The organism is Bradyrhizobium sp. SSBR45G, assembly GCF_030159255.1.
GTDB lineage: Bacteria > Pseudomonadota > Alphaproteobacteria > Rhizobiales > Xanthobacteraceae > Bradyrhizobium.
Genome location: NZ_BSCT01000003.1, coordinates 108090 through 135058 on the forward strand (window position 1 = coordinate 108090; position 26969 = coordinate 135058).

At 66.1% G+C, this 26969-nt stretch carries 27 protein-coding genes and 1 pseudogene; 14 read left to right on the plus strand and 14 right to left on the minus strand.

Annotation, left to right across the window (positions count from 1 at the left end; genetic code table 11):
- The first annotated feature begins 72 nt into the window (after positions 1-72).
- From QQL87_RS05270 to QQL87_RS05280, 3 genes and pseudogenes are all read left to right on the plus strand, one after another.
- On the plus strand, positions 73-1203 hold the full coding sequence (locus tag QQL87_RS05270) for an Mrp/NBP35 family ATP-binding protein (RefSeq protein WP_284416752.1): 1131 nt from the start codon (positions 73-75) through the stop codon (positions 1201-1203).
- A 182-nt stretch (positions 1204-1385) separates the two neighbouring features.
- Positions 1386-2480: pseudogene (locus QQL87_RS05275) on the plus strand (TRAP transporter substrate-binding protein); the annotation flags it as partial.
- A 181-nt stretch (positions 2481-2661) separates the two neighbouring features.
- Positions 2662-3750: a TRAP transporter substrate-binding protein gene (locus tag QQL87_RS05280; RefSeq protein WP_284416750.1), complete on the plus strand. Its 1089-nt coding sequence runs from the start codon at positions 2662-2664 to the stop codon at positions 3748-3750.
- A 208-nt stretch (positions 3751-3958) separates the two neighbouring features.
- Here the strand turns inward: QQL87_RS05280 and QQL87_RS05285 are convergent, their stop codons facing one another.
- Positions 3959-5560, minus strand: a complete 1602-nt coding sequence (locus tag QQL87_RS05285; RefSeq protein ID WP_284416749.1) for a TRAP transporter large permease — start codon at positions 5558-5560, stop codon at positions 3959-3961.
- Positions 5557-6096 (minus strand): TRAP transporter small permease subunit, encoded by a 540-nt coding sequence (locus tag QQL87_RS05290; protein WP_284416748.1) that lies wholly within the window; start codon positions 6094-6096, stop codon positions 5557-5559. Before QQL87_RS05290 ends, QQL87_RS05285 begins: the two co-directional genes overlap by 4 nt.
- A 686-nt stretch (positions 6097-6782) precedes the next feature.
- Between QQL87_RS05290 and QQL87_RS05295 the strand changes: the two genes are divergently transcribed.
- Positions 6783-6983: a hypothetical protein gene (locus QQL87_RS05295; protein WP_284416747.1), complete on the plus strand. Its 201-nt coding sequence runs from the start codon at positions 6783-6785 to the stop codon at positions 6981-6983.
- Between the two features lie 140 nt (positions 6984-7123).
- On the opposite strand, the gene QQL87_RS05300 is transcribed toward QQL87_RS05295, so the two are convergent.
- A complete protein-coding gene (locus QQL87_RS05300) occupies positions 7124-8014 on the minus strand; it encodes a cation diffusion facilitator family transporter (protein ID WP_284416746.1) in 891 nt (296 codons plus the stop codon).
- Between the two features lie 230 nt (positions 8015-8244).
- Positions 8245-8517, minus strand: coding sequence for a hypothetical protein (locus tag QQL87_RS05305; RefSeq protein ID WP_284416744.1), 273 nt, complete (start codon positions 8515-8517; stop codon positions 8245-8247).
- Positions 8518-9122: 605 nt separating this feature from the next.
- On the opposite strand from QQL87_RS05305, the gene QQL87_RS05310 reads away from it, so the two are divergent.
- The gene (locus QQL87_RS05310; RefSeq protein ID WP_284416743.1) at positions 9123-9710 is read left to right on the plus strand and encodes a hypothetical protein; all 588 of its coding nucleotides are present in this window, start codon (positions 9123-9125) and stop codon (positions 9708-9710) included.
- Here QQL87_RS05310 and QQL87_RS05315 read toward each other — a convergent pair.
- The 5 genes from QQL87_RS05315 to QQL87_RS05335 form a co-directional block, all read right to left on the minus strand.
- The gene (locus QQL87_RS05315) at positions 9707-11545 is read right to left on the minus strand and encodes a metallophosphoesterase (RefSeq protein WP_284416741.1); all 1839 of its coding nucleotides are present in this window, start codon (positions 11543-11545) and stop codon (positions 9707-9709) included. The genes QQL87_RS05310 and QQL87_RS05315 overlap by 4 nt on opposite strands.
- Positions 11546-11682: 137 nt before the next feature.
- Entirely contained in the window at positions 11683-12363 is a 681-nt protein-coding gene (locus QQL87_RS05320; RefSeq protein ID WP_284416740.1) for a spermidine synthase, read from the minus strand.
- Positions 12364-12367: 4 nt separating this feature from the next.
- Complete coding sequence (gene moaA / locus QQL87_RS05325) at positions 12368-13399, minus strand: GTP 3',8-cyclase MoaA (protein ID WP_284416739.1); 1032 nt, start codon at positions 13397-13399, stop codon at positions 12368-12370.
- Between the two features lie 155 nt (positions 13400-13554).
- Positions 13555-14037: a hypothetical protein gene (locus tag QQL87_RS05330; RefSeq protein WP_284416866.1), complete on the minus strand. Its 483-nt coding sequence runs from the start codon at positions 14035-14037 to the stop codon at positions 13555-13557.
- A 145-nt stretch (positions 14038-14182) separates the two neighbouring features.
- Positions 14183-14878 carry an HAD family hydrolase gene (locus QQL87_RS05335; RefSeq protein ID WP_284416738.1) on the minus strand — a complete coding sequence of 232 codons (696 nt, stop codon included), beginning with the start codon at positions 14876-14878 and terminating at the stop codon, positions 14183-14185.
- Positions 14879-15051: 173 nt separating this feature from the next.
- Between QQL87_RS05335 and rpiA the strand changes: the two genes are divergently transcribed.
- The 4 genes from rpiA to QQL87_RS05355 all read left to right on the plus strand — a co-directional run bounded on the left by rpiA (position 15052) and on the right by QQL87_RS05355 (position 18624).
- On the plus strand, positions 15052-15744 hold the full coding sequence (gene rpiA / locus QQL87_RS05340; RefSeq protein WP_284416865.1) for a ribose-5-phosphate isomerase RpiA: 693 nt from the start codon (positions 15052-15054) through the stop codon (positions 15742-15744).
- 48 nt (positions 15745-15792) lie between these two features.
- Entirely contained in the window at positions 15793-16320 is a 528-nt protein-coding gene (locus QQL87_RS05345) for a DUF2059 domain-containing protein (RefSeq protein ID WP_284416737.1), read from the plus strand.
- Between the two features lie 33 nt (positions 16321-16353).
- Positions 16354-17739 carry a glutathione-disulfide reductase gene (gene gor, locus QQL87_RS05350; protein WP_284416736.1) on the plus strand — a complete coding sequence of 462 codons (1386 nt, stop codon included), beginning with the start codon at positions 16354-16356 and terminating at the stop codon, positions 17737-17739.
- Between the two features lie 483 nt (positions 17740-18222).
- The gene (locus QQL87_RS05355; protein ID WP_284416734.1) at positions 18223-18624 is read left to right on the plus strand and encodes a (R)-mandelonitrile lyase; all 402 of its coding nucleotides are present in this window, start codon (positions 18223-18225) and stop codon (positions 18622-18624) included.
- A gap of 25 nt (positions 18625-18649) precedes the next feature.
- Here QQL87_RS05355 and QQL87_RS05360 read toward each other — a convergent pair whose 3' ends face one another.
- Genes QQL87_RS05360 through QQL87_RS05370 form a run of 3 tightly spaced genes read right to left on the minus strand, consistent with a single transcriptional unit; the run spans position 18650 to position 19628 of the window.
- Entirely contained in the window at positions 18650-18856 is a 207-nt protein-coding gene (locus QQL87_RS05360) for a hypothetical protein (RefSeq protein ID WP_284416733.1), read from the minus strand.
- A gap of 41 nt (positions 18857-18897) precedes the next feature.
- The gene (locus QQL87_RS05365; protein ID WP_284416732.1) at positions 18898-19308 is read right to left on the minus strand and encodes an SRPBCC family protein; all 411 of its coding nucleotides are present in this window, start codon (positions 19306-19308) and stop codon (positions 18898-18900) included.
- Entirely contained in the window at positions 19305-19628 is a 324-nt protein-coding gene (locus QQL87_RS05370) for an ArsR/SmtB family transcription factor (RefSeq protein ID WP_284416731.1), read from the minus strand. Before QQL87_RS05370 ends, QQL87_RS05365 begins: the two co-directional genes overlap by 4 nt.
- Positions 19629-19874: 246 nt before the next feature.
- Here QQL87_RS05370 and QQL87_RS05375 point away from each other — a divergent pair, with 246 nt between their 5' ends.
- Positions 19875-20057: a hypothetical protein gene (locus QQL87_RS05375; protein ID WP_284416729.1), complete on the plus strand. Its 183-nt coding sequence runs from the start codon at positions 19875-19877 to the stop codon at positions 20055-20057.
- A gap of 38 nt (positions 20058-20095) precedes the next feature.
- Complete coding sequence (locus QQL87_RS05380; protein ID WP_284416727.1) at positions 20096-20824, plus strand: sulfite exporter TauE/SafE family protein; 729 nt, start codon at positions 20096-20098, stop codon at positions 20822-20824.
- A gap of 30 nt (positions 20825-20854) precedes the next feature.
- On the opposite strand, the gene QQL87_RS05385 is transcribed toward QQL87_RS05380, so the two are convergent.
- Positions 20855-21589 carry a metallophosphoesterase family protein gene (locus QQL87_RS05385; protein WP_284416726.1) on the minus strand — a complete coding sequence of 245 codons (735 nt, stop codon included), beginning with the start codon at positions 21587-21589 and terminating at the stop codon, positions 20855-20857.
- 1036 nt (positions 21590-22625) lie between these two features.
- Here QQL87_RS05385 and QQL87_RS05390 point away from each other — a divergent pair.
- From QQL87_RS05390 to QQL87_RS05400, 3 genes are read left to right on the plus strand one after another with little or no spacing between them, the layout of a single operon-like run.
- Complete coding sequence (locus QQL87_RS05390) at positions 22626-24014, plus strand: class II 3-deoxy-7-phosphoheptulonate synthase (RefSeq protein ID WP_284416725.1); 1389 nt, start codon at positions 22626-22628, stop codon at positions 24012-24014.
- Complete coding sequence (locus QQL87_RS05395; RefSeq protein WP_284416724.1) at positions 24014-24367, plus strand: diacylglycerol kinase; 354 nt, start codon at positions 24014-24016, stop codon at positions 24365-24367. The genes QQL87_RS05390 and QQL87_RS05395 overlap by 1 nt, the downstream gene beginning before the upstream one ends.
- Positions 24368-24379: 12 nt before the next feature.
- Positions 24380-25735: a nitrilase-related carbon-nitrogen hydrolase gene (locus tag QQL87_RS05400; protein WP_284416723.1), complete on the plus strand. Its 1356-nt coding sequence runs from the start codon at positions 24380-24382 to the stop codon at positions 25733-25735.
- A gap of 23 nt (positions 25736-25758) precedes the next feature.
- Here the strand turns inward: QQL87_RS05400 and QQL87_RS05405 are convergent, their stop codons facing one another.
- Positions 25759-26922 (minus strand): DUF2865 domain-containing protein, encoded by a 1164-nt coding sequence (locus QQL87_RS05405; protein WP_284416722.1) that lies wholly within the window; start codon positions 26920-26922, stop codon positions 25759-25761.
- Positions 26923-26969: the final 47 nt, after the last annotated feature.

Here is a 26969-nt window from a genome sequence, read left to right on the forward strand (position 1 = left end):
GAAGATCATGTCCGGCCAATATGATAGGACGCGATGATGTGGCGCGTTCTGAACCTTTTCAGGAGACGCGCCGTGAGCGTGACGCAGCAGCAGGTCATCGAAGCACTCAAGCGGGTTCGTTCGCCACGCGGGGTGGCGCTGCCCGATGCCGGCGTGCTGTCGCCGATTACGGCCAATGACGGCAAGGTGTTCTTCTCGATCAATGTCGAGGCCAGCGAGGCGCGCGCCTGGGAGGATACCCGGGCGCAGGCCGAGGCCGCCGTGCGCGCCATCCCCGGCGTGACCATGGCGATGATCGCGCTGACCGCCGAGCGCAAGGCCGGCGCTGCGGCCCCGGCGCCTCGCACCTCCGGCGTGCAGCCGGTCGCGGCGCATCGTCCGCATCAGCACCAGCATCCGTCCGATTCGCCGATGTCGAAGCAGGCTGCGATCCCAGGGATCGCCGCGGTCATCGCGGTCGCCTCGGGCAAGGGCGGCGTCGGCAAGTCGACCACCGCCATCAATCTCGCTTTGGGCCTGCGCGACCTCGGCCTCAAGGTCGGGCTGCTCGACGCCGACATCTACGGCCCGTCGGTGCCGCGGCTGACCGGCCTGCAGGAAAAGCCCAAGCTGACCTCCGACAAGAAGATGATCCCGCTGTCGCGATTCGGACTGTCGATCATGTCGATCGGCTTCCTGGTCGAGGAGGACAGCGCGCTGGTGTGGCGCGGGCCGATGGTGATGTCGGCGATCAACCAGATGCTGCGCGACGTCGCCTGGGGCACGCTCGATGTGCTCGTCGTCGACATGCCGCCGGGCACCGGCGACGCCCAGCTGACCCTGGCGCAGAACGTGCCGCTGAAGGGCGCCGTCATCGTCTCGACTCCGCAGGACCTGTCGCTGATCGACGCCCGCCGGGGCCTGGCGATGTTCCGCAAGGTCAACGTGCCCGTGCTCGGCATCATCGAGAACATGAGCTACTTCCAGTGCCCGGAGTGCGGCACCCGCTCGGATATCTTCGGCCATGGCGGCGCCCGCCACGAGGCCGAGCGGCTCAGCGTGCCGTTCCTCGGCGAGATCCCGCTGCACATGGACATCCGCTCAACCTCCGATGCGGGAAATCCCGTGGTCGAGAGCGAGCCGAACGGTCCGCACGCGGCAATCTACCGGACCATCGCCGGCGCCGTGCGCGACCAGCTCAAGGACTCCATCGCCGCAGCCTGATGCCGTCTTGATGCAGTGCAGCGAAGTGCGTGCGACTATTGGACTGTTTGTCATTCCAACGTCGCGTTTTCGCTGAACCGGTTCCGTGCTAAGCCCGGCGCGGATCGTCTTCGACCGGATGCGGCCAATCGCGTCGGCGGAAAAGTTTTTAACGGGAAACGCCCCCAACAAGGAGATGCCTTAATATGAAGCGTCGTGATTTTCTGAAGGTTTCGGCTGCGGGCGCCGCGGCGACGGGCGCCGTCGCCTCGCCGGCCATCGCGCAGTCGATGCCGGAGATCAAGTGGCGGTTGACCTCGAGCTTCCCGAAGTCGCTCGACACGATCTATGGCGGCGCCACCGAGCTCGCCAAGTACGTCGCCGAGATGACCGACAACAAGTTTCAGATCCAGGTGTTCGCGGCCGGCGAAATCGTCCCCGGCCTGCAGGCGCTGGACGCGACCGCCAATGGCACCGTCGAGATGTGCCACACCGTGTCGTACTACTATGTCGGCAAGGACCCGACGTTTGCGATCTTCGCCTCGGTCCCGTTCGGCCTCAACGCCCGGCAGCAGAACTCCTGGCTGTACCAGGGCGGCGGCAATGAGCTCGCCAACGAGTTCTACAAGAAGTTCGGCGTGATCGGCTTCCCCTGCGGCAACACCGGCACCCAGATGGGCGGCTGGTTCCGCAAGGAGATCAAGACCGTCGCCGACCTTTCGGGCCTCAAATTCCGCATCGGCGGCATCGCCGGCCAGGTGCTGCAGAAGCTCGGCGTCGTGCCGCAGCAGCTCGCGGGCGGCGACATCTATCCGGCGCTGGAGAAGGGCACCATCGACGCGGCCGAGTGGGTCGGCCCCTATGACGACGAGAAGCTCGGCTTCCAGAAGGTGGCCAAGTACTACTACTATCCGGGCTGGTGGGAGGGTGGTCCGACCGTGCACGCCTTCTCCAACCTGGAGAAGTGGAATTCGCTGCCTAAGAACTACCAGGCGATCCTGACCAACGCGACCATGGCCGCGAACACCTGGATGGCGGCGCGCTACGACATGCAGAACCCGTCGGCGTTGAAGCGGCTGGTGGCCGGCGGCACCCAGCTGCGTCCGTTCACCAACGAGGTGCTGGAAGCCTGCCTCAAGGCGACCAACGAGCTGTGGGGCGAAATCTCGGCCAAGAACCCCGACTTCAAGAAGTCGATCGACGCCATGCAGGCCTACCGCTCGGATGAATATCTGTGGTGGCAGGTTGCCGAATACACCTATGACAGCTTCATGATCCGCTCGCGCACCCGCGGCTGATCTCGAACGTTCGATCGGCGGACCCGCTTGAGCCCGGCCTCGCAAGAGGCCGGGCTTTTGCGTTGCGTTGCGACAACGTTTCGCAATGGCACTTCCGCGCAGTTTGCTCCAGACTGGAACCGAGGCCTCGCAAGAAGGCTGCCCAGGAAACGGACACATCACCCCGAGGGAGGGAAGGACTATGAAGCGGAGAGACTTCATCAAGGTCACCGGGCTCGGCGCGGCCGGCGCCGCAGCGATCGCTGCGCCCGCGGTCGCGCAATCGATGCCCGAGATCAAATGGCGCATGACCACGAGCTGGCCGAAATCGCTCGACACGCTGCATGGCGGCGCCGAGATGATGGCCAAGATGGTCGGCGAGGCCACCGACAACAAATTCCAGATCCAGACCTTCGCCGCCGGCGAGATCGTGCCCGGCCTGCAGGTGCTCGACGCCGTGCAGAACGGCACCGTCGAGATGGGCCACACCGCGTCCTACTACTACTTCGGCAAGGATCCGACCTTCACCTTCGGCTCGTCGGTGCCGTTCGGCCCGAACATGCGCATCAACCAGGCCTGGTACCTGATGGGCGGGGGCAAGGAGATCCTCAACGAGTTCTACAAGAGCTACAACGTCACCTCGCTGCTGGCCGGCAATACTGGCTGCCAGATGGGCGGCTGGTTCCGCAAGGAGATCAACTCGGTCGACGATCTCAACGGCCTGAAATTCCGCATCGGCGGCTTTGCCGGCCGGGTCATGCAGAAGCTCGGTTGCGTGCCGCAGCAGCTCGCCGGCGGCGACATCTATCCGGCGCTGGAGAAGGGCACCATCGACGCCGCCGAGTGGGTCGGCCCCTATGACGACGAGAAGCTCGGCCTCTACAAGGTCGCGCCGCACTACTACTTCCCCGGCTGGTGGGAAGGCGGGCCGATGCTGCTCGCCATGATCAATCTGGAGAAGTGGAACGCGCTGCCCAAGCACTATCAGAAGCTCCTGGAGCAGGCCGGTCACTTCGCCAACAACTGGATGATGGCGAAGTACGATTCGGCCAATCCGCTGGCGCTGCGCAAGCTGATCGCCGGCGGCGCCAAGCTGCACCCGTTCCCGGCGCCGGTCATGGAGGCCTCGTTCAAGGCCGCCAAGGAGCTGCATGCCGAGGTCGCGGCCGGCAACCCCAACTTCAAGAAGGCGCTGGACTCGCTGACGGCCTATTCGGGCGCGGGCTATTCCTGGTTCCAGGTCGCCGAGGTCGGCTACGACAACTTCATGGCCCGGCGTTCGCAGAGCTGAGGCGGTCCCAAAGGTCTCTCCGCCGTCATTGCGAGCGAACCGAAGCAATCCAGGGCCGCGCGCTTGATCCTGGATTGCTTCCGCCTTCGCCCGATGGGCTTCGGCGGACGCGTCGGCGCAAGAGCGCCTCGCAATGACGTTGATAGATACGTCTCCAAAACAAAAGCCCCGGAGGTCACCCTCCGGGGCTTTTTTCGGTTGAGCGCCGCTACTGCTTCGGCTGGCCGAAATCCAATGGCGGCAGGTCGATCTGCGGCACCTCGATCTTGACCTTGTCGAGGTCGACCTGGACCGGCTTGTCCAGCAGGCCGGTGACGGTGACCGGGAACGCGATCACCAAGAGCACCATGATCGCCTGCAGGCCGATCCACGGCATCGCGCCCCAATAGATGTCGGAGCTCTTCACTTCCTTCGGTGCCACGCCGCGCAGGTAGAACAGCGCGAAGCCGAACGGCGGATGCAGGAACGAGGTCTGCATGTTCACGCACAGCATGACGCCGAACCAGATCAGCGCGGCTTCCGGTCCCACCACCGGCGCCAGGATCTTCTGCGCGATCGGCGCGATCATCGGCAGGATGATGAAGGCGATCTCGAAGAAGTCGAGGAAGAAGGCCAGGAAGAAGATGAAGATGTTGATGAAGATCAGGAAGCCCCAGACGCCGCCGGGCAGGGACGTCAGCAGGTGCTCCAGCCACTCGCCGCCGGAGACGCCCTGAAACACGACGGAGAAGCAGGTCGAGCCGATCAGGATGAAGGTGACCATGCAGGTGATGCGCATGGTGGTCTCGTAGCCCTGCTTGATCAGGTCGCGCAGGTCGGGGATGGCGGTGGCGCGGATGCACAGCCAGGCGACCGCGAGATAGGTGATCGCGAACGACAGCTTGAACACCAGGTTCTCGGTGAACAGCATCGCGACGATGGTGCCGATGCCGGCGGCCACCACGCCGACGATCAGGATGCTGCGGTCGCTCTTGGTGAACTCCTTGTGGTGGATCACCGCCAGCACGATGGCGCCGACCGCGCCCATGGCACCGGCTTCGGTCGGGGTGGCCAGGCCCATCATCATGGTGCCGAGCACGACGAAGATCAGCACCGCCGAGGGAATGATGCCCATCAGGCACTTCTTCCACAGTGCCCAGCCGGTCAGAGTGCGGGCCTCCTTCGGCACCGGCGGCAAATGGCCCGGCTTGACCAGGCCGAGCACGAATGTATAGCCGGCGAACAGGATGACCTGGAAGATCGAGGGGCCCCAGGCGCCGAGATACATGTCGCCGACCGACTTGCCGAGCTGGTCGGCCAGCACGATCAGCACCAGCGACGGCGGCACCAGCTGCGTGATGGTCCCGGAGGCCGCCAGCACGCCGGTGATGTAGCGCATGTTGTAGCCGTAGCGCATCATGACCGGCATCGAGATCATCGCCATGGCGATGACCTGCGCCGCCACGGTGCCGGTGATGGCGCCGAGGATGAAGCCGACGATGATGACCGAATAGCCGAGGCCGCCGCGGATCGGGCCGAACAGCTGGCCCATCGAATCCAGCATGTCCTCGGCGAGCCCGCATCTCTCCAGGATCGCGCCCATGAAGGTGAAGAACGGGATCGCCAGCAGCAGGTCGTTGGCGAGCACGCTGCCGAAGATGCGGCCCGGGATCGCCTGCAGGAAGTTGAGGTCGAAGAAGCCCAGATGGATGGCGAGGAAGCCGAACGACAGGCCGACGGCGGCGAGCGTGAACGCCACCGGGAAGCCGATCAGCATCGCCAGGACCAGGCCGCCGAACATCAGCGGCGGCATCATCTCCAGCGTAATCATTGCGTCGGCCTCTCGTATTTCGCGTCGATCGTCACGTAACCCTGCAGCGCCGCCGCGCGCTTGATCACCTCGGACAATCCCTGGAGCGCCAGCAGCACGAAGCCCGCGGGGATCGCCAGCTTGACCGGCCAGCGCAGCAGGCCGCCGGCATTGGCCGACATCTCGTTGACCGAATAGGACTGCATGAAGAACGGCCAGGACAGATAGGCCAGCAGCAGGCAGGTCGGGATCAGGAAGAACAGTGTGCCGATCAGGTCGAGCCAGAGCTGGCCGCGCTCGGAGAGATAGAGGTAGAGCAGCTCGACCCGGACGTGCTCATTGCGCCGGAAGGTGTAGGAGGCGCCGAACATGACCAGCAGCGCGAACATGTACCATTGCAGCTCCAGCCAGCCATTCGACGAATAGCTGAAGGCATAGCGGATCATGGCGTTGATCGCGCTGACCAGGCAGGCCAGCAGCACCAGGAGATTGCAGACGTAACCGATCTTTTCGTTGAGCTGATCGATGGCCGTACTAATTGCCAACAAGGGGCGCATCATTGTCTCCGCTGCGGGCGCTGGTCAGGACAGCGCGCCTGAGCTCTCGGGAGGCATGGCTTCGCGATCACGCAGAACGGGCATGTCGTGATGACGGCGCGCTTGGAGCGAATGCAACGAAACGTCCTCCCCCTCGATCGCTTCCGGCTCTTGTTCGGCGCTTGGATGCCGGGCGAGACCGCCCGAGGGCCGCGCGGGGCCTGAAAGCGGGGGCACCATTTCAGCGCGCCGTCCTGCCGTCAATCGGAAAATGGACAGATTGGCGCCCGGTCAACGCCTTGCCCTGGCTTCGTAAACCGGCCGGGGCGCGAGCGAGGGAGCGATGCCGAAAAAGCGGGCGCTTGCGCCGCACGCGGCGCTGTCGGCTGGTCCGGTGCGACCGGGGAGAGCCAATGCAAAGGCCGGCGAGGGCGGCCGATGCTCGCTGGGCCAGTGTACCAATTGCGATACACGCCGACTTGTGTTCGTTCCCTGCTTCCGGAAATCTCGAGTCGGGCTTATTGAGCGGAGAGAGGGCGGGTCAGGCGTGCGTGCGCACGGGACGGAGCGAGCTCAGCAATATCCACTGATCCTCAATGCGATGACATGCGTTTCGGCGCGGACCACCCGTCCTGCGCGCTGGAGCACGTCATTCGGAAGGTAAATGTCAGACCATGCAGACCTGCTGCCCGAAATGCTCGACAATCGTGAAGTCCGCCGGCAACGCGTGGGAGATCATCAACGGGGCCTGTCCTGAACTGGCCCGGACGCAATGGAACGGAAGGCCGGAATACTGTCCGGTCCTCTCCGTCGTGGTCGAGCCCGATGTCGTTCTGCCCGGCGTTGCCGAGCGCCCGGCAATCCAGGCCGAAATCGACCGCGTGCGCGTGCAGGTCTTGAAGCAGTGATCAAGATAGGCGAGCACCCGGACGCCCGCTCACGCCACCGAAAATTCGGTGAACTTTGCCGCGGCCGGATCGATCGCTCGCTCCTCTGAGGCGCGTTGCGCCCGCCGTGCAGAGTGAGATCGGCAGGCCCGCGCCGGCGCTTAGAGCACGACCACGCCGGAGTGCTTGGCCTTGCTCTCAGGCTCGATGTGGATGGTGATCGAGCTGTGCTCGTCGTCATCGCGCAAGGCGGCTTCGATGCGGTCACAGATGTCGTGCGCTTCGCGAACCGACATCTCGCCGGGCACGACCAGATGAAACTCGATGAAGGTCATCTTCCCTGCATGCCGTGTCCGCACATCGTGCGCCTCGAGTGCGCCGTCGGCATGCTGGCTGATGATTTGGCGGATGCGCTGTAGTGTGGCGTCGGACACCGCCTCATCCATCAGCCCGCCGGTGGACTCCTTCAACACCTGCCATCCCGACCACAGGATGTTGACGGCGACCAGCACGGCCAGGACCGGATCGAGGATTGGCAGCTGCAGCAGGACAGCCAGGCCGAGGCCGATGACGACGCCGCCGGAGGAGACGACATCCGTCAGCAGATGCCGTCCGTCCGCCACCAGCGCCGGCGACCGCAGACGCTTGCCGCGCGTGATCAGGAGCCAGCACCAGACCGCATTGATCGCGCTCGCCAGTCCATTGACGGCGAGGCCCTCGACCGGGGCTGACATCAGCTGCGGATTGAAGAAATTGCCGTAGGCCTCATGGACGATCAGGAGCGCGGCGACGATGATCATCACGCCCTCGATGACCGCGCTGAAATACTCGACCTTATGGTGGCCGAACGGATGATTGGCATCGGCCGGCTTGGCCGCAATGCGCACCGCGAGCAGCGCCACGCCGGCCGTGACCACGTTGACGATGCTTTCCAGCGCATCCGAGTACAGCGCGACCGAGCCGGTGATCCAATAGGCGAAATACTTCAGGCCGAGAACGCCGGTTCCGACGACGAGGCTCCCGGCAGCGAGCTTGAGCGATTGCGAAGGCATGATGTCCTGGTCCTGGCCGCATGACGGCGTACCCAAGGCAGCGCTGGAACGCAATGTCCGTTGCCGCGACGGGATCGGAGAGGCCAGGCTTTCGGTCGCGGTGTCGCTGCCGATGGCGACGGCTGGCAGTATCGCGACCAACTGGCAGGTACGACGCAGAGAAGGCCGCACCCATCGGCAGGGGCGCGACCTTCTGCGTCGCCGGATTCGAGAGTTCTCGCCGCCGCCGACTACTTCTCCTTGATGATCGTGGTGGTGGTGCCGGTGCTGCCGACGGTGCCTCCGTCCTCGCAGACCTTGGTCTGCCTGATCCGGTCCTCGGCTTCCACGCGGCTGGTGAACGCCATCGGTCCGATCTGCGTCACGATCTCGCGGTCCGCGGGACGCGTCGTGGTGATGGTGCAGCGGTGACTCGGTCCCTGCACCACATAGTATTCATCGGCGAGCGTCGGGGCCGCGGATCCGATGATCAGTGCGCCAGCAAGAAGAAGAGGTGTTTTCATCGTCGTCTCTCCGTCGAGTTGATGAGTCCAGTTGCCGTCGAAGAAAGGACTGACGCGATCGGCAGGAGCCGCTCGGCATCGCGTGTCCTCTCCGCGGCTGAGCAACTCGCCGGCGCGGCGGCGGTTCCGACCGTGGGCGCGCCCCCGGGGGACGGTGCGTTGCAGTGTCCCCGGCATTGGACGCGAGCGCGCGTCAGGGCGTGGCGAGGCCGGATCGGATCATCGTGCTGTTGCGGGGCAGGACATCTGCGCACGATCGAGCGTTCGCCGCTCAGCAGCGGGCAAGCATGGCGTGTTTCTGCGGCGCATGTCATTGTCGCCGCGCCACAGCGCGCTTCCAACCCGGGCGAGTGCCAATGGAGCCACTGCGTGGCGGATGCGTACGAAGCGCCGAGGGAGCAGGTCATGAGCAGGGCAAGACGCCTCCTGACGATGGTCCCCGCGTTCATTCCGGCCACGATCCTTGGCGGATGCCTGGCCAGCGCGCAGGGGATCGAGCGGCAGGCCGGCGCTGCGGCCGCGTCGGAGCGGCAGGCCAATGGCTCCGCTCGCCCGGCGACATACGACCCGTCTGCGTGGTTCAAGGTGGACTTCTGGGGCAACGAATGGCCCGACGGGTTCTCCGTGGACAGGGCATCACGCTCGCCATTCGGGCCAAGCCGGAGATCGGAGCGCCGAAATCAGTGCCCTGCGCGCTTCGGAGAGGCGCGACCTATCATCCCTGGAACAGCAAGCGGGTGAGACCGGAGCGGTTGACCTTCGCGACGTTCACCCGGATCAGGACGTATGAGCTGACGCAAGATCACTCATCCGATCTGTCGAAAATGCCGAACGGCGAGCGGGTCACGGTCAACTTCAAGAAGGGCGACCGGTGGTCTGCGATCGGTCCGGGCGCGGAGGGATTTTTCCTGATGCGCGTCGGTACCGATGTCTATCAGGCGTATCAAGACATGTTCGATGCGTCGGCCGAGATCGGCGCAACTCCGGCCGCGGGCGCCAGCCCGGAGGATGACGTCCATGAGTGGCTCCAGCTTAGGTGCGCCAACGGTGCGACAGGCTGGATCTTCTACGACGAGATCAAGGACGCGCCGGGATTCTCCCGGCCTGAGGATTGCGGCTTCGGCTGTGCCGAGGACCGCAAGCCGGGACGACGGCGGCAACAAACGTCGCTGTCCGGTACGACGCGCAGCTAGGTCGGGCGCTCCGCCGGCCCAGCGTGGCCGGAGACGACGAACGTCTCGATCAGGTGCGGTGTCAGCGGTTCCGCGGGCGCGAACCTTGGCTGCTGCGGCTGGCCTTCGCGGTACTTCGAATTCTCCTGCCATTCGTGACGTTCCGGCACGCGATCGAGGCCGATGGCGTGGACCTGGACGTCGTCGCCTTCGACGCGCAGCCGCAGGAAGTTGTTGTAGTTGCCGATGCGCAACGCGCTGAAGGCGTCGTTGCGGTTCATCCGTAGCCAGCGGCAGGTGATCAGCATGTTGAGGCCGAAATAGCTGCTGCCGAGCAAGCATCCGACGAGACCCATCTCCAGCGCCAGCCAGCCGAGCCAGCTCCAGATGCTGTACCAGGGATGGCCTGCCGGGAAGGGATCGCCGTTGATCTGCTTGAACAGCGTGGCGGCCGCGAGCGCCGTCACGACATGGGCGGCGGTGTGAATCACGCTCGTGCCGATCACGACCAGCGCCTTCTTGAACTGGATCGGCACGTTTTCCCGATCGATCTCGTCGAACTCCGTCCGGATGTGACGGCGCTGCCACTTCTTGAAGATGTCGGTGAGCGAGACGTGCTCCTGCCGTGTGGTGTAGCCGATGATGCCGGCTGCAAATGCCAGCGCCACGAGGATGCGGATGTCGGGCTCGTCACGGAGCCCGACCAGGACGCCGACGACGAAATACACCAGGCCCATGAAGATCGAGAAATCCCAGTTCGTGACCGCGAACCAGAGATTGCGCCAGACCAGGCCGCGGCTCGTCTCCATGGACGGGTAGGCTGCCGGCTCCTTGCCGTCATTCTTGCCGGCGAGCTTCAGCGGCACCTTCGTGCCGGTCCAGCGCACGCTGACGTTCTTCTCCAACTGATGCGTCGGGTGCAGGAAGGCGCCGCCGCCGCCCGAGGTCACGAACTGCGTGCCGTCATCGGCGTGGTAGCGGCTGTAATGATGGGTGTCGCCGGACAGCAGCAGCGGGATCGTCAGCGCCTTGTCCGCCTTCTTGGCAATGCCGAGGACGTAGTCGACGATCTCCCACGATCGCATGTTGGTGTCCGTGTAGAGCCAGCCCGGCTCCGCGGTGCAGAGGATAATCCTGGAATTCGGCTTGAGCTGGTCCGACTGGGCGACAATCTTGAAGTAGTCCGCCTGCGGCTGGTCCATGTTGTCGGCGAGCTGGATGTCCATCGCCCACAGCCACCAGCTCTCGGTGAGCTGGATCGCGAAATAGCTGCGCTTCTGCTGCGTCCGCCATGAGCCGAAATGGGTCGGCGTCGGCCGCGTGAAATAGGCCAGGAACTGTACCAGACCGTCATACCAGTCATGATTGCCGGGGATCGCGAACAGCGGCACGCCGTCATCGTCGGTCTTGTCGTGGTCGGGCGAGGCCCATTGATAGGGCTTTCGCAGCTGATTCCTGTAGGTCTGGACATTGGCGAGCGGATACACCTCGTCGCCGCCCATGATCAGCATCTCGCCGCGCGGCAGAATTCCGCCGCCGAAATCAAGACTCTCGCGGGCGAGCAGGCAGGCCACCGCATAGGTGCTGTCGAAGCCGTCGCCGAGGTCGGCGACGAAGTCGATCCAGACCGGGCCTCTCGTCGTCGGGCTCTGGCTCCTCGCGAACGCCGTCGCGCGCTTCATGTGCTCGTCTGGTGTCACCGTGTCGAGCGCGGCGACGATCAGGCGCCGGTCGGCATACTGGCCGAACATCGCCGACATGACGACGTTGTTGAGCAGCTTGATCAGCAGCAGCGGATTGAACCAGCGCGTCATCCGCGGATAGGTCTTGGTGTCCTTCAAAAGATCGACGGTCATGTCAATGAGCCTCGTGGAGAAGGCGAGTCGAAAAGGGCTGAAATGAACGATGCGAGCTTAACAGGCGTCGGTGAGAACACAACTGCGACGGGTGGAAGCGCATCACGGCGCTGCGGCTCAGTGCGCGCGGGATGCGCTCACGCCGGCCGCGTCGCGATCCAGATCACGTGGCGCGCGCCGCGACCGCCGCGGCCGGTGGCGCGGATCTTGATCTCCTCGGCGGCGAAGCCGGCCTTGCGCAATTGCGGGGTGAAGTGGTCGGCCGGGTGCGACGACCACACTGCCAGCACGCCGCCGGGGCGCAGCGCGGTGAAGGCGGCGCGCAGGCCCGAGGAGTCATAGAGCGCGTCGTTGGATGTTCGGGTCAGGCCTTGCGGGCCGTTGTCGACGTCGAGCAGGATCGCATCATAGCTGCCGCGCGCGGCGGTGATCAGCCTGACGACGTCGCCCTCGCGAATGTCGACGCGCGGATCCGTGAGGCTGTCGCCGGAGAGTTCGGCCATCGGTCCGCGCGCCCAGGCGATCACCGCCGGCACCAGCTCGGCGACGGTGATGCGCGCCTGCGGGCCCAGCACCTTCAGCGCCGCGCGCAGGGTGAAGCCCATGCCGAGGCCGCCGATCAGAAGATGCGGATGAGAGCGGTCCTTGATGCGGGCGCAGCTCAGGGTCGCCAGCGCCTCCTCGGAGCCGTAGAGGCGGCTGCTCATCAGCTCGTTCGGGCCGAGCTTGATGGTGAACTCGCGGCCCCGCTGCATCAGCCGCAGCGGCTCGCCGCCGCCGGGCACGTCTGCGGTGTCGATCAGCTTCCAGGGGAGCACAGGGTCAGCCGCCCGTCACGCTCATGTGCCGGCTGACGCTGGGGCGGTTGTGGCGGCGGTCGATGATGAAGTCGTGGCCCTTCGGCTTCAGGCCGATGGCGCGGTCGATCGCCTCGCTGAGCTGCTCGTCGCTGGCCGACGCCCGCAACGGCTTGCGCAGGTCGGAGGCATCCTCGTGGCCGAGGCAGGTGTGCAGGGTGCCGGTGCAGGTAACGCGCACGCGGTTGCAGCTCTCGCAGAAATTATGCGTCATCGGCGTGATGAAGCCGATGGTGCCGCCGGTCTCGGCGACGCGGACATAGCGGGCCGGGCCGCCGGTGGTCTCGTCCAGATCCGTCATCGTGTAGCTCTGCGACAGCCGCGCGCGCAGCAGCGACAGCGGCAGATACTGGTCGATGCGGCCTTCGCCGATCTCGCCCATCGGCATCACCTCGATGAGCGTCAGCGCCATGCCCTTGCCATGCGCCCAGTCGATCAGGCCGGGGATCTCGTCCTCGTTCATGTTCTTCAGCGCGACCGCGTTGATCTTCACCGCGAGGCCCGCGTCACGCGCCGCCTCGATGCCCGCGAGCACGCGGTCGAGATCGCCCCAGCGGGTGATGGCGCGGAACTTGTCGGGGTCGAGCGTGTCGAGCGACACGTTGATGCGGCGGACGCCGCAATCGGCGAGCTCGGAGGCGTATTTGGCGAGCTGCGTCGCATTCGTCGTCATCGTCAGCTCGCCCAGCGCACCGCTTTCGAGGTGCCGCGACAGCGAGCGCACCAGCCCCATGACGTTGCGCCGGACCAGCGGCTCGCCGCCGGTCAGCCTGAGCTTCTTCACCCCCTTGTGGATGAAGGCCGAGCAGAGACGGTCGAGCTCCTCCAATGTCAGCAGGTCGGCCTTCGGCAGGAAGGTCATGTCCTCCGACATGCAGTAGAAGCAGCGCAGGTCGCAGCGGTCCGTGACCGAGACGCGCAGATAGCTGATCCTGCGGCCGAACGGGTCGGTCATCGGGCGCGTCAGGGCGTTGTCACTCAACATGTCAGCAGTCATGGATGGCCTTGCAGGTGGCAGCGGTGCCACGCGGCGACCGCGCGAGACGTGCGGCCGGGGGTACTCTCGCCAATCAATCTAATCACGATTGCAGCCGCTCACAATCGCCTCGGCTCAACCGTCGATGCTGCGCTGCACGAAGACGTGCTTCGTCCCTATTGGCGTGCGGCGCCGGGAGTCGGGGCAGGGAATGTCGATCCGGTCGTCGCCGGTGCGGCTGGCGCCGGGGCGGCGGCGGACTTCTGCGGCTTCGGCTTCTTCGGCCGCATATGCTTCACGGCCTTCGGCGGCGCCCCCGGCGCCGGCTGCAGCTCGGCCACGACCGGGCTCGGATCCATCACGACCGGCGGCGAATTGTTGAAATCCCCGGAGTTGCGGATCACCTGCACCGGAATCGTCGCCGGCAGATACCTGTCCAAGGTGAAGGTCACGCTGAAGCCGGCATCGGGCGCCGGCACCTGCACGGTGCAGGGGGTCTTGCAGCCCGGTCCAAGCGAGGTCTTGGCGTCGGCGCCCTGCGGCACCGAATCGAGCTGCACGGGAACCTCCGTCGGTGCCGCCTTGAAGGCATCCATGGAGAACGACGAGCAGCCGGCAAGGCCAGCTCCCGCAATCGCAATGGCGATGACGCGCCGAATCATGATGTCCGCCCCACAACCCCTGCGGCCATCCGCCGCAATCCCAGCGCGACCATAGGAGCGTCAGAACGGTGGCGCAACTGCAGTCAACCCTATTCTCAACAGAAGCTTAATGCCGGCCGGAACAAAGATTTCAGTTTATGTCTCAGGGATTTATGGGGGCTTTGAGCGACGGGCCGAGGGCCGCGACCGCGCCTGGAAGCTCGCGCATGTGATCGATCAGGTGGTCCGGATTGAGGTCCGCAATCGGCACGTCGGTGTAGCCGAAGGTGCAGCCGATCACCGGCACGCCGGCGCGGCGCGCGGCGCCGACATCGGTACCAGCATCGCCGACCATGATCGATGTTCCGATCGCGCCGCCGGCCTGCGCGATGGTCTGGCGCAGGATCGCCGGATCCGGCTTGGCGACGCCGAAGGTGTCGGCGCCGCAGATCGCGGCGAAGCGGGAGGACAGGCCGAGCTGGTCGAGCAGCCGCTTCGACAGCCATTCCAGCTTGTTGGTGCACACCGCGAACTGGCAGCCGCGGGCGGCGAGCTCGTCGAGCGCCGCCTCCAGCCCCTCGAAGGGGCGCGATTCGACGGCGATGTTCTCGGCGTAGAAATCGATGAAATCGACCGTCAGCTGTTCCATCTCGGCGGGGCTTGCGAAGCGGCCCTCCGCCTCGAGCCCGCGCTCAAGCAGCTTGCGCGCGCCGTGGCCGATCATCTTGCGCGCCGCGGCGAGCGGCAGCGGCCGCAGGCCTTCGCGCTGCAGGATGTGGTTGAGCGCGTTGATGAGGTCCGGCGCCGTGTCGACCAGGGTGCCGTCGAGATCGAAGACGATGGTGCTCGTGATGCGCATCGGTATCCGCTACCGATGGCGCCACAGCCTTGCAAGAGGCTCGCTCAACCTTTTTGTCCGATTTCGTGGCGGCGAGGAGCTAGGCCCCGTGGCAAAACATCGCTAGACATGCGGCCGGTTTTGGGCCCCCCGTTTTCCGGGGGCCATCGTAAGAGGCGGGTTTCTTGGTCGATATGGATGCATTGAAGCGGCAGGCGGCAGCGCGTGCGCTGGGGGAGGTCGAGAGCGGCATGCGCCTCGGCCTTGGCACCGGCTCCACGGCCAAGCATTTCGTCGATCTGCTCGGCGAGAAGGTGCGCGCCGGCCTCAAAGTTGTGGGTGTGCCGACCTCCGAGGCGACGCGGGCGCAGGCTGAGGCCTGCGGCGTGCCGCTGACCACGCTCGACGAGATCGACCGCCTCGACATCACCATCGACGGCGCCGACGAGATCAATCCGGCGCTCGACCTGATCAAGGGCGGCGGCGGCGCACTGCTGCGCGAGAAGATCGTCGCCAGCGCCTCGGCTCGCATGATCGTGATCGCCGACGACAGCAAATGGGTGGCACGGCTCGGCCGCTTCCCGCTGCCGATCGAGGTGATCCCGTTCGGGCTCGCTGCGACGCAGCGCGAGATCCGCGAGGCCTTCGCCAAGGCGGGGGTGTCCGGGGAGATGAGCTTGCGCAAGTCCGCAGATGGCCACGTTTTCGTCACCGATGGCGGCCACTGGATTGTCGACGTCCGCCTGGGGGAGATCGCCGATCCCCCGCGTCTGGCGGGCCTTTTGAGCGCAATTCCGGGCGTGGTGGAGCACGGACTGTTCATCGGTCTCGGCAGCACGGCGATCCTGGCAAGCGCACAGGGAATTCGCGTTATCCAGCGGCCTTGAGCGCAGCACGATCTGCGCTTCGGGCCGCAATCTCACAGGAGACTTGGAATGAAGAGCGTGTTCAGAATCTTGCCGGCCGCCGGCGTGTTGCTGGCTCTGGCCTCGGCGAGCCCCGCTGCCGCGCAGGCGCAGGGCCAGCCGCCGGCCCTGAAGCCGGCCTCGGCCGCCTGCATGGCCGGCGCGCGCGAGATTCTGGCATTGAAGAACGCGGCCGCGATGTACGCCAATGCCGTTCCGGGCATCGTGCAGCAGACCAAGCAGGCGCTGCTGCAGTCCAATCTCAACTACCAGAAGGACCTCGACGAGGTCGCCGTGACGGTCGCGCAGACCTATGCCGGCAAGGAGAAGGAGATCGGCGAGACGATGGCGCAGATCTACTGCAACGAGTTCACCGATGCCGAGATCGCCAACCTCGTCACCTTCTACAAGTCGCCGATCGGCCAGAAGCTGCTTGCGGCGGAGCCGAAGGCGATCCAGATGAGCATGGGCGCGATGAACCAGTGGGCGGCGCAGTTCTCCGACACCGTCGCAGCCCAGTTCCGCGCCGAGATGCGCAAGCGCAACAAGCCGATCTGAGGCTTGCGGCGGGAAGAACAGGTCGGGGGAAAGATGGCTGAATTCGACGTCGACCTGTTCGTGATCGGTGGCGGCTCGGGTGGCGTGCGCGCCGCCCGCATCGCGGCCGGCTATGGCGCCCGCGTCATGGTTGCCGAGGAATACCGCATGGGCGGCACCTGCGTGATCCGCGGCTGTGTCCCCAAGAAGCTGTTCGTGATCGGCTCGCATGTCCGCCAGGAGATCGCTGATGCCGCCGGCTTCGGCTGGACGATTCCGGAGGCCACCTTCGACTGGCCGACGCTGATCCGGAACAAGGACAAGGAGATCGCTCGGCTCGAGGCGGCCTACACCGCCAATGTCGAGAAGTCGGGCGCGCGAATCGTCAAGACCCGCGCGGTCATCGAGGACGCCCACGCCGTGCGCCTCGGCACCGGCGAACGTGTCACCGCGAAACACATCCTGATCGCGACCGGCGGCGCGCCCAACCACGGCACGCCGATTCCCGGCATCGAGCACGTCATCTCCTCCAACGAGGCGTTTCACCTCGAGGAGCTGCCGCGCCGCATCGTGATCCAGGGCGGCGGCTATATCGCGCTCGAATTCGCCTGCATCTTCGCCAATTTCGGCTCCGACGTCACCGTCCTCTATCGCGGCGACAACATCCTGCGCGGCTTCGACGAGGACGTCCGCAAGCATGTCCGCGCCGAAATGGAGAAGGAAGGCATCACCATCCTGACCGGCTGCACGGTGACGAGCATCGACAAGCACGGCAAGGATTTTACGACGCATCTGTCGAACGGCTCCAGCATCGCCTCCGACAAGGTGATGTTCGCGATCGGCCGCCATCCGGCGGTCGCCAATCTCGGCCTGGAAAAAGCCGGCGTCGCCATCAATCCGCGCAACGGCGGCATCGCGGTCGACGCGTTCTCGCAGAGCTCGGTGCCGAGCATCTATGCGATCGGCGACGTCACCCACCGCTTCAACCTGACCCCGGTCGCGATCCGCGAGGGCCACGCCTTCGCCGACACGGTGTTCGGCGGCAAGACCGTCCGTGTCGACCACGCCGACATTCCGACCGCCGTGTTCTGCCAGCCTGAAGTGGGCACGGTGGGGCTCACGGAAACCCAGGCGCGCGAGCTGTACAACCACGTCGACATCTACAAGACCAGTTTCCGCCCGATCAAGGCGACGATGTCCGGCCGCGACACCCGCGTGCTGATGAAGCTCGTCGTCGACGGCACGACCGACCGCGTGCTCGGCTGCCACATCGTCGGCGACATGGCCGCCGAGATCACGCAGGCGGTGGCCATCGCCATCAAGATGAAGGCGACCAAGGCCGATTTCGACGCCACGGTCGCGCTGCATCCTTCAGCGGCCGAGGAACTGGTGACGATGCGCACCGTGACCGAGCGCCACGTGCGGCAGGCGGCGGAGTAGGGGCGGCCTCAGTTTGCAAGGTGGTTCAAGCGGACGCGGGCACGCGCTGGCTGCTGAAAAGCGTCATTGCGAGTGCAGCGAAGCAATCCAGAGTCCTTGCTCGGCCCTGGATTGCTTCGCTGCGCTCGCAACGACGGCTTGTCGTCTGCCGACGCTTCGCCATCACCCGGCGTGCGACACGCTAGTAATTCGGTGACAGTGCATAAAACTCGCATGGCAGTTAAGTGCACTGTCACCGAAATATCCGCGCCGGTGAGCTCTTGACGATGCGCACGGTGAGCGAGCGTCAGGTGAGGCGGGCGGCGGAGCGGCGTCCTTGGTGAGATGATCCTGCGCGTCCGCGCGCGAAATTCGAAAAATGATCCTCCTCGTCGTACCTTATCGCGTGATGGCCGGTATCCTAGACTGTCGTCAATGATCGGCGACGGCGTCTCTGGCAGCAGAGAACGCGGTGCGATCAGATCGAACGCAGCGAGAGACGACATGGACATCAAGCGGAGTGGTTCGCGGCCTTCCGGCGTCGGGTCGCCCGATCATTTCACCGGCGCGGTGCGCAGCGATCCCTTGTTCGAGGTGGTGGAGCCGGCGCGAACGCGGGGCGGGCTCGTCACCTTTGAGCCGGGGGCGCGCACAGCCTGGCACAGCCATCCGCTGGGGCAGGTCCTGATCGTGACGTCCGGCCTCGGCTGGGTGCAGCGCGAGGGCGGCCCGATCGAGGAGATCCGCCCCGGCGACGTCGTGAGGTTCGAGCCCGGCGAGCGGCACTGGCACGGCGCGACCGCCGCCACCGCGATGTCGCACATCGCGATCACCGAGTCCCTGAACGGCAAGACCGCCGACTGGTTCGAGCATGTGAGCGACGCGCAATATCGCGCTCGCGTCTGACGCGCGCGCTGCGGCTATCATCCGCTCAGGGCTGGATCCTCGCCGTGAGATAGGGCCGCACGAACAGATAGAGCCCCGTTGCCAGCAGCATGATGAGCGGGACCAGCGCCAACAGGCCGATCCAGAAGGCCGGCTGTGTCTGCGTCATCGCCACGATGTTGACGATGACGGCCAGCGTGAAGGCGAGCGACAGCCAGCGGTGGATCTGTCGGATGGCGTTGCTCCAGTTCATCGGCTCCTCCCCATGATGATTCTGCTTTCGATCCGCGCGGCTCAGCCGAGCCGCGCCAGGGCTTGCTCCAGGCCGTCGAAGAATTTCGGCCAGCCGTAGCGCGCGCCCTGATAGGCACGGGTCTGGTCGGCGGCGAAGCCGGTCTGCTCCATGCGCAGATGCGTGCCATGGGGCGTCGGCGTCAGCGTCCAGGTCACCACGCTGTCGAGGCCGAGCGCGGCCCAGCTGTAGGCCAGCGTCCTGTTCGGCTCGATGGTCAGGACCTGGCAGTCGACGACGCCCCAGTCGGCCTTCAGCTTGAAGCGATGCTCGAGCTTCGGCATGAAATCATTCGCCATCAGCCATTCCGCAATTAGATGCGGCTGCGTCAGCGCGCGCCAGAGCTTGTCCGGCGGATGCGCGAACTCGCGCTCGACGACGACGGTGCGGGTTTCAGGCGCAGCAGAGGTCATTGATCCATCCTGTTGAGCAGCGTCTCGAGATCGTCGAACCGGCTCTCCCAGAACGCGGCCATGCGGCCGGTCCAGTCGAGCAAGGGCGCGAGCGCTTTCGGCTGCGCGCGATAATGAGTGAGGCGGCCCTCATGGCGCTCGCGTACGAGGCCGGCTTGTTTGAGCAGGCCGAGATGTTTCGACACCGCCGGCTGCGACACGCCGGCCTTGGCCGTGAGCGCGCCGACGGTCTGCTCGCCATGGCGGCACAGGCCCTCGAAGATCGCGCGCCGCGTCGGATCGGCCAGCGTACGGAACAGCAAATCGGGGGAGCGCGCCATTTAATCCATAACTCTTTGGTTATGAATAAATCCATAACTGTACGGTGATGGATGGTCAAGCAGGAACTCTCGTTGGAGTGGCGATCGGTACGCGCTGGTGCCTGGCAATGATGAGGTGAGAGGGCGAACCCGGCTCAACGCGCGCGCGAGACGAGAACCAAACGGTCCTCATACTCCGCTCGGGGGACGCTGAGGGGACGCGGAGCTGCTAGCAAGCTGACCCATCAGTTGCTGGAGATGACGGACATGCAGGCCAATCAGGTTCCGCCGCGGCGCAAATCGTCGATCACGCCGCAAGCGGCGCTCGCCGCAGGCGTGATCGTGATGTTCCTGCTCCTGCACGTCCTCGCCGGCACGATCCTGAAAGGTGCTGCTACCGACAACGGCGCGCAGGCGAAGCAGGCTTCGACGCGTCCATCCACCGATTGACGACCATCCATTTTCAGTTTCATCAGCCGGAGATTTTCATGCCCGGGTTCGGATCATTTTTGCTGCTCAGCGCCGCCGTTTTCTCCGGCGCCTTCGTCTCCGGCCTGGCCGGATTTGCCTTTTCCGCCGTGGCCGGCGCCATCCTGCTGCATAGTCTGCAGCCGCTGGAGGCCGTGCCGCTGATGATGGCATGCAGCGTCGGCGTGCAGGCGACGAATCTCTGGGCGCTACGCAGCAGCATCCGCTGGAAGGAGAGCCTCGTCCTCATTCTTGGCGGGCTGCTCGGCGTGCCCCTGTCGCTGTGGCTGCTGCACAATGCCGACGCGCGCATGTTTCAGCAGGTGTTCGGCATCACGATCGCGATCTACGCCGGGTACATGCTGTTCAAGCCCGCGCTCGGCAGCCTTCAGCCCATGAACAGAAGCCGCACCGCCATCGTCGGCTTCGGCGGCGGTCTCATCGGCGGCCTCACCGCGATGCCCGGCGCATTGCCCACGATCTGGTGCGAGATGCATGGCCTGCCCAAAGCAGAGCAGCGCGGCCTCGTCCAGCCGTTCATTGCCGCCATTCAGATCGCCTCGCTCGCCGTGATGCTGGCAAGGCAGGACCTGTCATCCAAGGTGATCATCGACCTCGCCTTGAGCATTCCGGCCCTGCTCGCTGGCACGGCGCTCGGCATCCTCGCCTTCCGCAAGGTCAATGATGCGCTGTTCAGGAGAGTCGTCCTGGGCATCCTGCTGGTGTCGGGCCTGCTGCTCGTCGTCTGACATGTGTCGGAACGGTGCGCTGTCCGGCGATCACGCGACCCATCCCGTTGCAATCGCGTTGGCCCAGTCAGGCCGGCCGCCTTGGCGTGCGAGGGCTGCCATCGCAGCGGGATCATAGGGCACGTATCTGAACGTGACCGACCATTGTTCGAGCCGGCGCTCGGCAATCGCATAACAGGCGTCGGGTGTGCCGGCCTCCACGTGATAGCGCTTCGGCGTTGCGAGCCGATAGCCGGGCAGCCCGACGCTGCCGGGATTGACGATGAGCCGACCGTCGCCAAGCCGGATGAGGCGTGGAATGTGGCTGTGGCCACACAGGATCAGCGAGGCATCGATGCCGGCCGCCCGCGTTTCGATGCTGGCGAGAGCATTGGGACGCGGCGTGCCGTCCGCCAAGATGTCCTCGAGCCAGAACGCCGCATCATCGTCCGGGGCGGCGTGACACATGAACACCTCGTCGCGATACAGCAGCGTCGCCGGTTGCGCAGCCAGCCACGCAACGTGCTCCTGCCGGAGCGCACGCACGTCGCGGCGTGACAGGTCCCCGGCACGATGCAGATCGATCATGTGCCGGTCCTGGTCGCCCCTGACCGAGGGGAAGCTCCGCGCCATCAGCATGTCGGCGGTTCGCACCGGCTCGAGCGGGCCGCTGAGATGGTCGCCGAGATTGACGACGTCGTCGATGTCGAGCGCCGCGATATCGGCCAGCACGGCCGCGAGCGCATCAGAATTTCCGTGAATGTCCGCGATGGCGGCAAACCGCATGTGAGCCTCCGTTCAGGGAACGGCGGGCAAGGCATGGCCATGCGGTGAACCGTTCGCTTTAGCTGCATTTCGAAACGCGCCCGCAAGCTGATGGTCAAATCGGCGCTTGGCGGAGTTGGTAGCACAAGAGGCCGGCGCGAGCGAGCGCTCCGTCTCTCGCGGCAGCCGGATTGAAGATTTCACTTTACGAATATCAGAAATCATGCTCTACTGTGCGCATCCCGCCTCACTCGGAAGGGGCGTTGCGCGCGATCGTCACGACACGCGAGGCGGGGAGCGATGGCCGCGAGAGCTCGCAGCATGTCCTTATCGGATGTGCGGACGAACGATGCGCTTGCGGACGGTCAAGTCGCGTGGTCCTGACCTCCCGACGCTGAGGTCCGCGCAACGTGCGAAGCGCGTTGTCGCGATACGGTGGCCAGAAAGCCCGGCGCACCGGGGAGATCGCGAAGCAGCCGTAAGCCCGTCGCGCAGGGAATGCCGGATGATCGGCTTTGCCTGTGGTACCTGCCGCCTGCATTTTTTTGAGCAGGCGGGCCATGGGTGGGGCCTTCACCCGGCATTCCCTGCGCCCTCCGACTTTTGCGAGGGCGAGCGAGATCGGCAAACCTCGGACGCGGCTGCGTCGCGGGAGGCCGTCGCCTGTTTTTCCGGCCGTCGCGTCAAACTCTGCCGTCGTCCCGGGCCAGTCCCGACGGCGCGAAGCGGCGGCGGGGCGCCGACCCGGGACCCAACCTCCGCGGCGGTTGTTGCCGCGCGCAAGTCGATCCACCTTGCGCCATCCCGTCGGCCGGTGGTTATGGATCCCCGGCGTTCGCCTGGATGAGCGTGATGATTGTGGAGGTGCCGAGCGCAGCAGGACGCGGAGCAGGGCATTCGATCCGGAGTCTCACCTCGGGCCAAAATCCATTTGCTACCGCAAGGGCTTGGCCGAACGACTTAAATTCCAGATGGCAGTCCGGTGGCAGGCTGTGTATAAGGCGGCGCGCCGCTGCGGGGGAACAAGCGTGCGGTTGTGCAGAGGGAGTAGAGAGCCATGACGGAGCGCTGGAGCCCGGAGAGCTGGCGGTCCAAGCCGGTGCAGCAGGTGCCTGACTATCCCGACCAGAAGGCGCTGGCCGAGGTCGAGGCGCAGCTTGCGACCTTCCCGCCGCTGGTGTTCGCCGGCGAGGCGCGCAACCTCAAGAAATCGCTGGCGCGGGTGGCCGCGGGCGAGGCGTTCCTGCTGCAGGGCGGCGACTGCGCCGAGAGCTTTGCCGAGCACGGCGCCAACAACATCCGCGACTTCTTCCGCGTGCTGTTGCAGATGGCGGTCGTCATGACCTATGCCGGCGCCGTGCCGGTGGTGAAGGTCGGGCGCATCGCCGGCCAGTTCGCCAAGCCGCGCTCGTCGCCGACCGAGAAGATCGACGGCGTCGAGCTGCCGAGCTATCGCGGCGACATCGTCAACGACACGGCGTTCACGCCCGAGGCGCGCATCCCCAATCCGCACCGCCAGCTCGACGCCTACCGGCAGTCGGCGGCGACCCTGAACCTGCTGCGCGCCTTCGCCACCGGCGGCTTCGCCAATCTCGGCAGCGTGCACCAATGGATGCTCGGCTTCGTCAAGGATAGCCCGCAATCGCGCCGCTACAAGGAGCTCGCCGACCGCATCTCCGAGGCGCTCAATTTCATGCGCGCCTGCGGCCTCGACCTCGAGAGCCATCCGGAGCTGCGTGCCACCGACTTCTACACCAGCCACGAGGCGCTGCTGCTCGGCTACGAGCAGGCCTTCACCCGGGTCGATTCCACCACCGGCGACTGGTACGCCACATCAGGCCATTTCATCTGGATCGGCGACCGCACCCGGCAGCTCGATCACGGCCATGTCGAATATTTCCGCGGCATCAAGAACCCGATCGGCCTGAAATGCGGCCCGTCGCTGAAGCCGGACGAGCTGTTGAAGCTGATCGACATCCTCAACCCCGACAACGAGCCGGGACGGCTGACCCTGATCAGCCGGTTCGGCGCCGACAAGGTCGGCGACCACCTGCCGAATCTCATTCGCGCGGTGCAGCGGGAAGGGCGCAAGGTGGTGTGGTCGTGCGATCCGATGCACGGCAACACCATTACCTCGACCTCCGGCTACAAGACGCGGCCGTTCGATCGCATCATCGCCGAGGTCAGGGCGTTCTTCGCGGTGCATGCGGCCGAGGGCACCCACGCCGGCGGCATCCATCTGGAGATGACCGGCCAGGACGTCACCGAATGCATCGGCGGCGCGCGCGCGATCACCGACGAGGATCTCAACGACCGCTATCACACGGTGTGCGATCCCAGGCTGAATGCCGAGCAGTCGATCGACATGGCGTTCCTGATCGCCGAGCTGCTCAAGCAGCAGCGCGGCGGCAAGTCTGCCCCGATGCCGGCGGTCGCGGGCTTCTGATGCTGCGTCTGTGGCGCGCGACGGTCAACTCGCGCAACGGCCTGGCCTTCGCGCTCCGCTCCGAGCAGGCGGTGCGCGAAGAGGTGTTCGCGCTGATCCTGGCGCTGCCGCTCGCTTACGTGATCGGCGCGACGCCGATGCGCAGCGTCGAGCTGGTCTGCGCCGTGATGCTGGTGCTGGTCGTCGAGCTATTGAACACCGCGATCGAGAAGCTCGCCGACCGGCTCACCACCGAGCACGACCGGCAGATCGGCCTGGTCAAGGATCTCGGCTCCGCCGCCGTCGGCGTCGCGCTGCTGATGTCGGGCGGCTTCTGGCTGTTCGCGATCGCCGAGCGGCTCGGCTTTCTGTGAACGGGTCGAGCGATGGCCGCTGACGTCTTCCGGATCACGCTGGCCCAGCTCAATCCGACGGTGGGTGACATCGCCGGCAACGCCGCGAAGGCGCGCGAGGCGCGGGCGAAGGCCGCGGCCGACGGCGCCGACGTCGTCGTGCTGCCGGAGCTGTTCATCGCGGGCTATCCGCCGGGGGAGCTCTTGCGCGAGCCGGACTTTCAGGCCGCCTGCCGCGCCGCGGTCGAGGCGCTGGCGCGCGAGACGGCCGATGGCGGGCCGGCGGTGCTGATTGGCACGCCCTGGGCCGAGGATGGCAAGCTCTACGACGCCGTCGCTCTGCTCGACGCCGGCCGCATCTCGGCGACGCGCTTCAAGACCAACCTCCCGGATGACGACGCGTTCGAGCACAAGCACCTGTTCGCGCGCGGTCCCGCCGCGGGCCCGCTGAGCGTGCGCGGGCGGCGAATCGGCGTAGCGATCGGTGAGGATCTCGGCGCCGAGGAGGTCGCCGGCTACGAGAACGTGGTCGAGACGCTCGCGGAAACCGGTGCCGAGTTCATCGTGGTGCCCAGCGGCTCCCGCCATGCGCGCGGACACGGCGACCGCAGGCTGTCGCTCGCGGTCGCCCGGGTCATCGAGAGCGGCCTTCCACTCGTCTACCTGAACCTGATCGGCGGCCAGAACGAACGCGTGTTCGACGGCGCGTCGTTCGCGCTCAATGCCGACGTGTCGCTCGCCGCGCAACTGCCGGCCTTCGCGGAGCAGATCACCACGCTGGCCATCGAGCGGGACGATGACGGCTGGCACTCGGGGCCGGTCGCATCCTTGCCGGAGGGCGACGAGGCGGACTACATGGCGCGCGTGCTCGGCCTGCGCGACCGCGTCGCCAAGAGCCGCTTCGACGGCATCGTGCTTGGCCTGACGGCGGACATCGAGTCCGCGCTGTCATTGGCGATGGCTGTCGATGCGCTCGGGCCCGCCGGGGTGCGCGGCGTGGTGCTGTCCGGACCGGATACTCAGGCTCAGGATGAGGTGATCGCGGCTGCGGCGCGGCTCGGCGTCGTGGCCGAGGTGGTGCCGATCGCGGCGGCCGTCGCCGGCTTCGAAAGCATCCTTGCTGCAAAGCTGTCGCACAGCGCCCATCGCGACCTGCTGGCCGGCGTGCGCGCGACCTTGCTGAAGGCGCTGGCAAGCCTCTCCGGCGCGCTCGCCCTTCTTCCGCAGCAGGAATCGAGTCGGCGCGGGGACGACATCGAACCGGCGCAGCTGATTCGACTTGCGGCGTTGCGAAACCGCTGGCGACCCGTCGATGCATTGGGCGCTGCAGGCGAGGTGATCCCGCCGGATCTCATCGACCGCGCCGCGAGCGGCGCGGTCCAGGGCTGACACCGCAGCCCCCGCGATCGGGCTCAGCGCGGCGGGATGAAGGTCGGTCCGACCGTGCGAATCTGCTTGTCGGCACCGGCGCTGGTCGTGGTGTCGGCGGTGGTGGTCGGCGGCGCCGCGTCCGCAGGCGCCGCGCCCTTCTTCGCAGCGGTCGCCGGCGGCTTGCCGGTCTGGCGCTGCTGCATCCGCTTGGCGCTCTCCTCGGTGACGATGATGTCGCCCTGCTCGGCGGCCGAGGCCCTCTCGTCGATCGACTTCAGCGCCTCCGCCCAGGTCTGGCCCGGCGCCTTGCACGAGCAGCTCGGGTTGAACTCGGTGCGATATTTGAACGCGTTGGCCAGCGCGCTGTAGGGCTGGCCGTTGGTCGAGACCGCCTGGTTCATGTCCTCGCCGGGATTGCGATAGGTGAACAGCGAGGCCTCGGCCGCAGGACACTGCGCCTTGCAGGCGCGCTCGTCGTCGGCGAAGCGGCCCGGGACGGTGGCGAACGAGATCGGGAAATAGGCCCCGTCGCAGGTGCGCACGCAAACGGTGCGGTAGGTGCCCTGCGGAGCGGCGAGATCCGCGCTCGGCGGCGGCAGAGACGCGGCGGGATTGCTGTCGGCTCCGCCGCCGAACAGGCTGGTCAGGAAGTTGCCGCCACCACCACCGCTGCGATTGGCGTTGGCAAATTGCTGGTATTGCGGACCGCAATTGTTCTGGCCCAGCGCCGCCAGCACCGAGCGGCGCTGGTTGTCGCGCTCGCCACCGAACCCGCCGCCGCGCAGCCGCTCCAGGCTGCCAGTGATCTGGTCCAGGTTGGAGCGCATCTGCTGGATCTGGGTGTTGACAGGCTGGCACTCGGCCGTGCGGCCGTTGAAGATCGAGAAGAAGCCGGGGCTGTCGCAGCCCATGCGCTTGGCCTGCATGCTGACGCGATCGAGCTCGGCCTGCTGCTTGGCGGCCGCGTCCTGGTAGCGCCGGATCTGGTCGTCGCGGGCAGGATCACCGCCGCCGCGGTCGATCGAGGCGAGCTGCGCCTCGAGCCGCGGGCAGATCGGATTGACGCCGGCCTGCGGCCCGGGTTGGCCGGGCGCCATCTGCGCATAGGAATCGGAGCTGGATTGCGCCAGGGCGTGCGAGCCGGACAGGGCCAGTCCGAGCAGCGCAGTACGGGCGAGCAGGCGCGGAGACAGGGATGCGATCAAGATTCGGTATTCCGGTCCATGGGTGCTGCCGCGGAGCGAGCACAGAA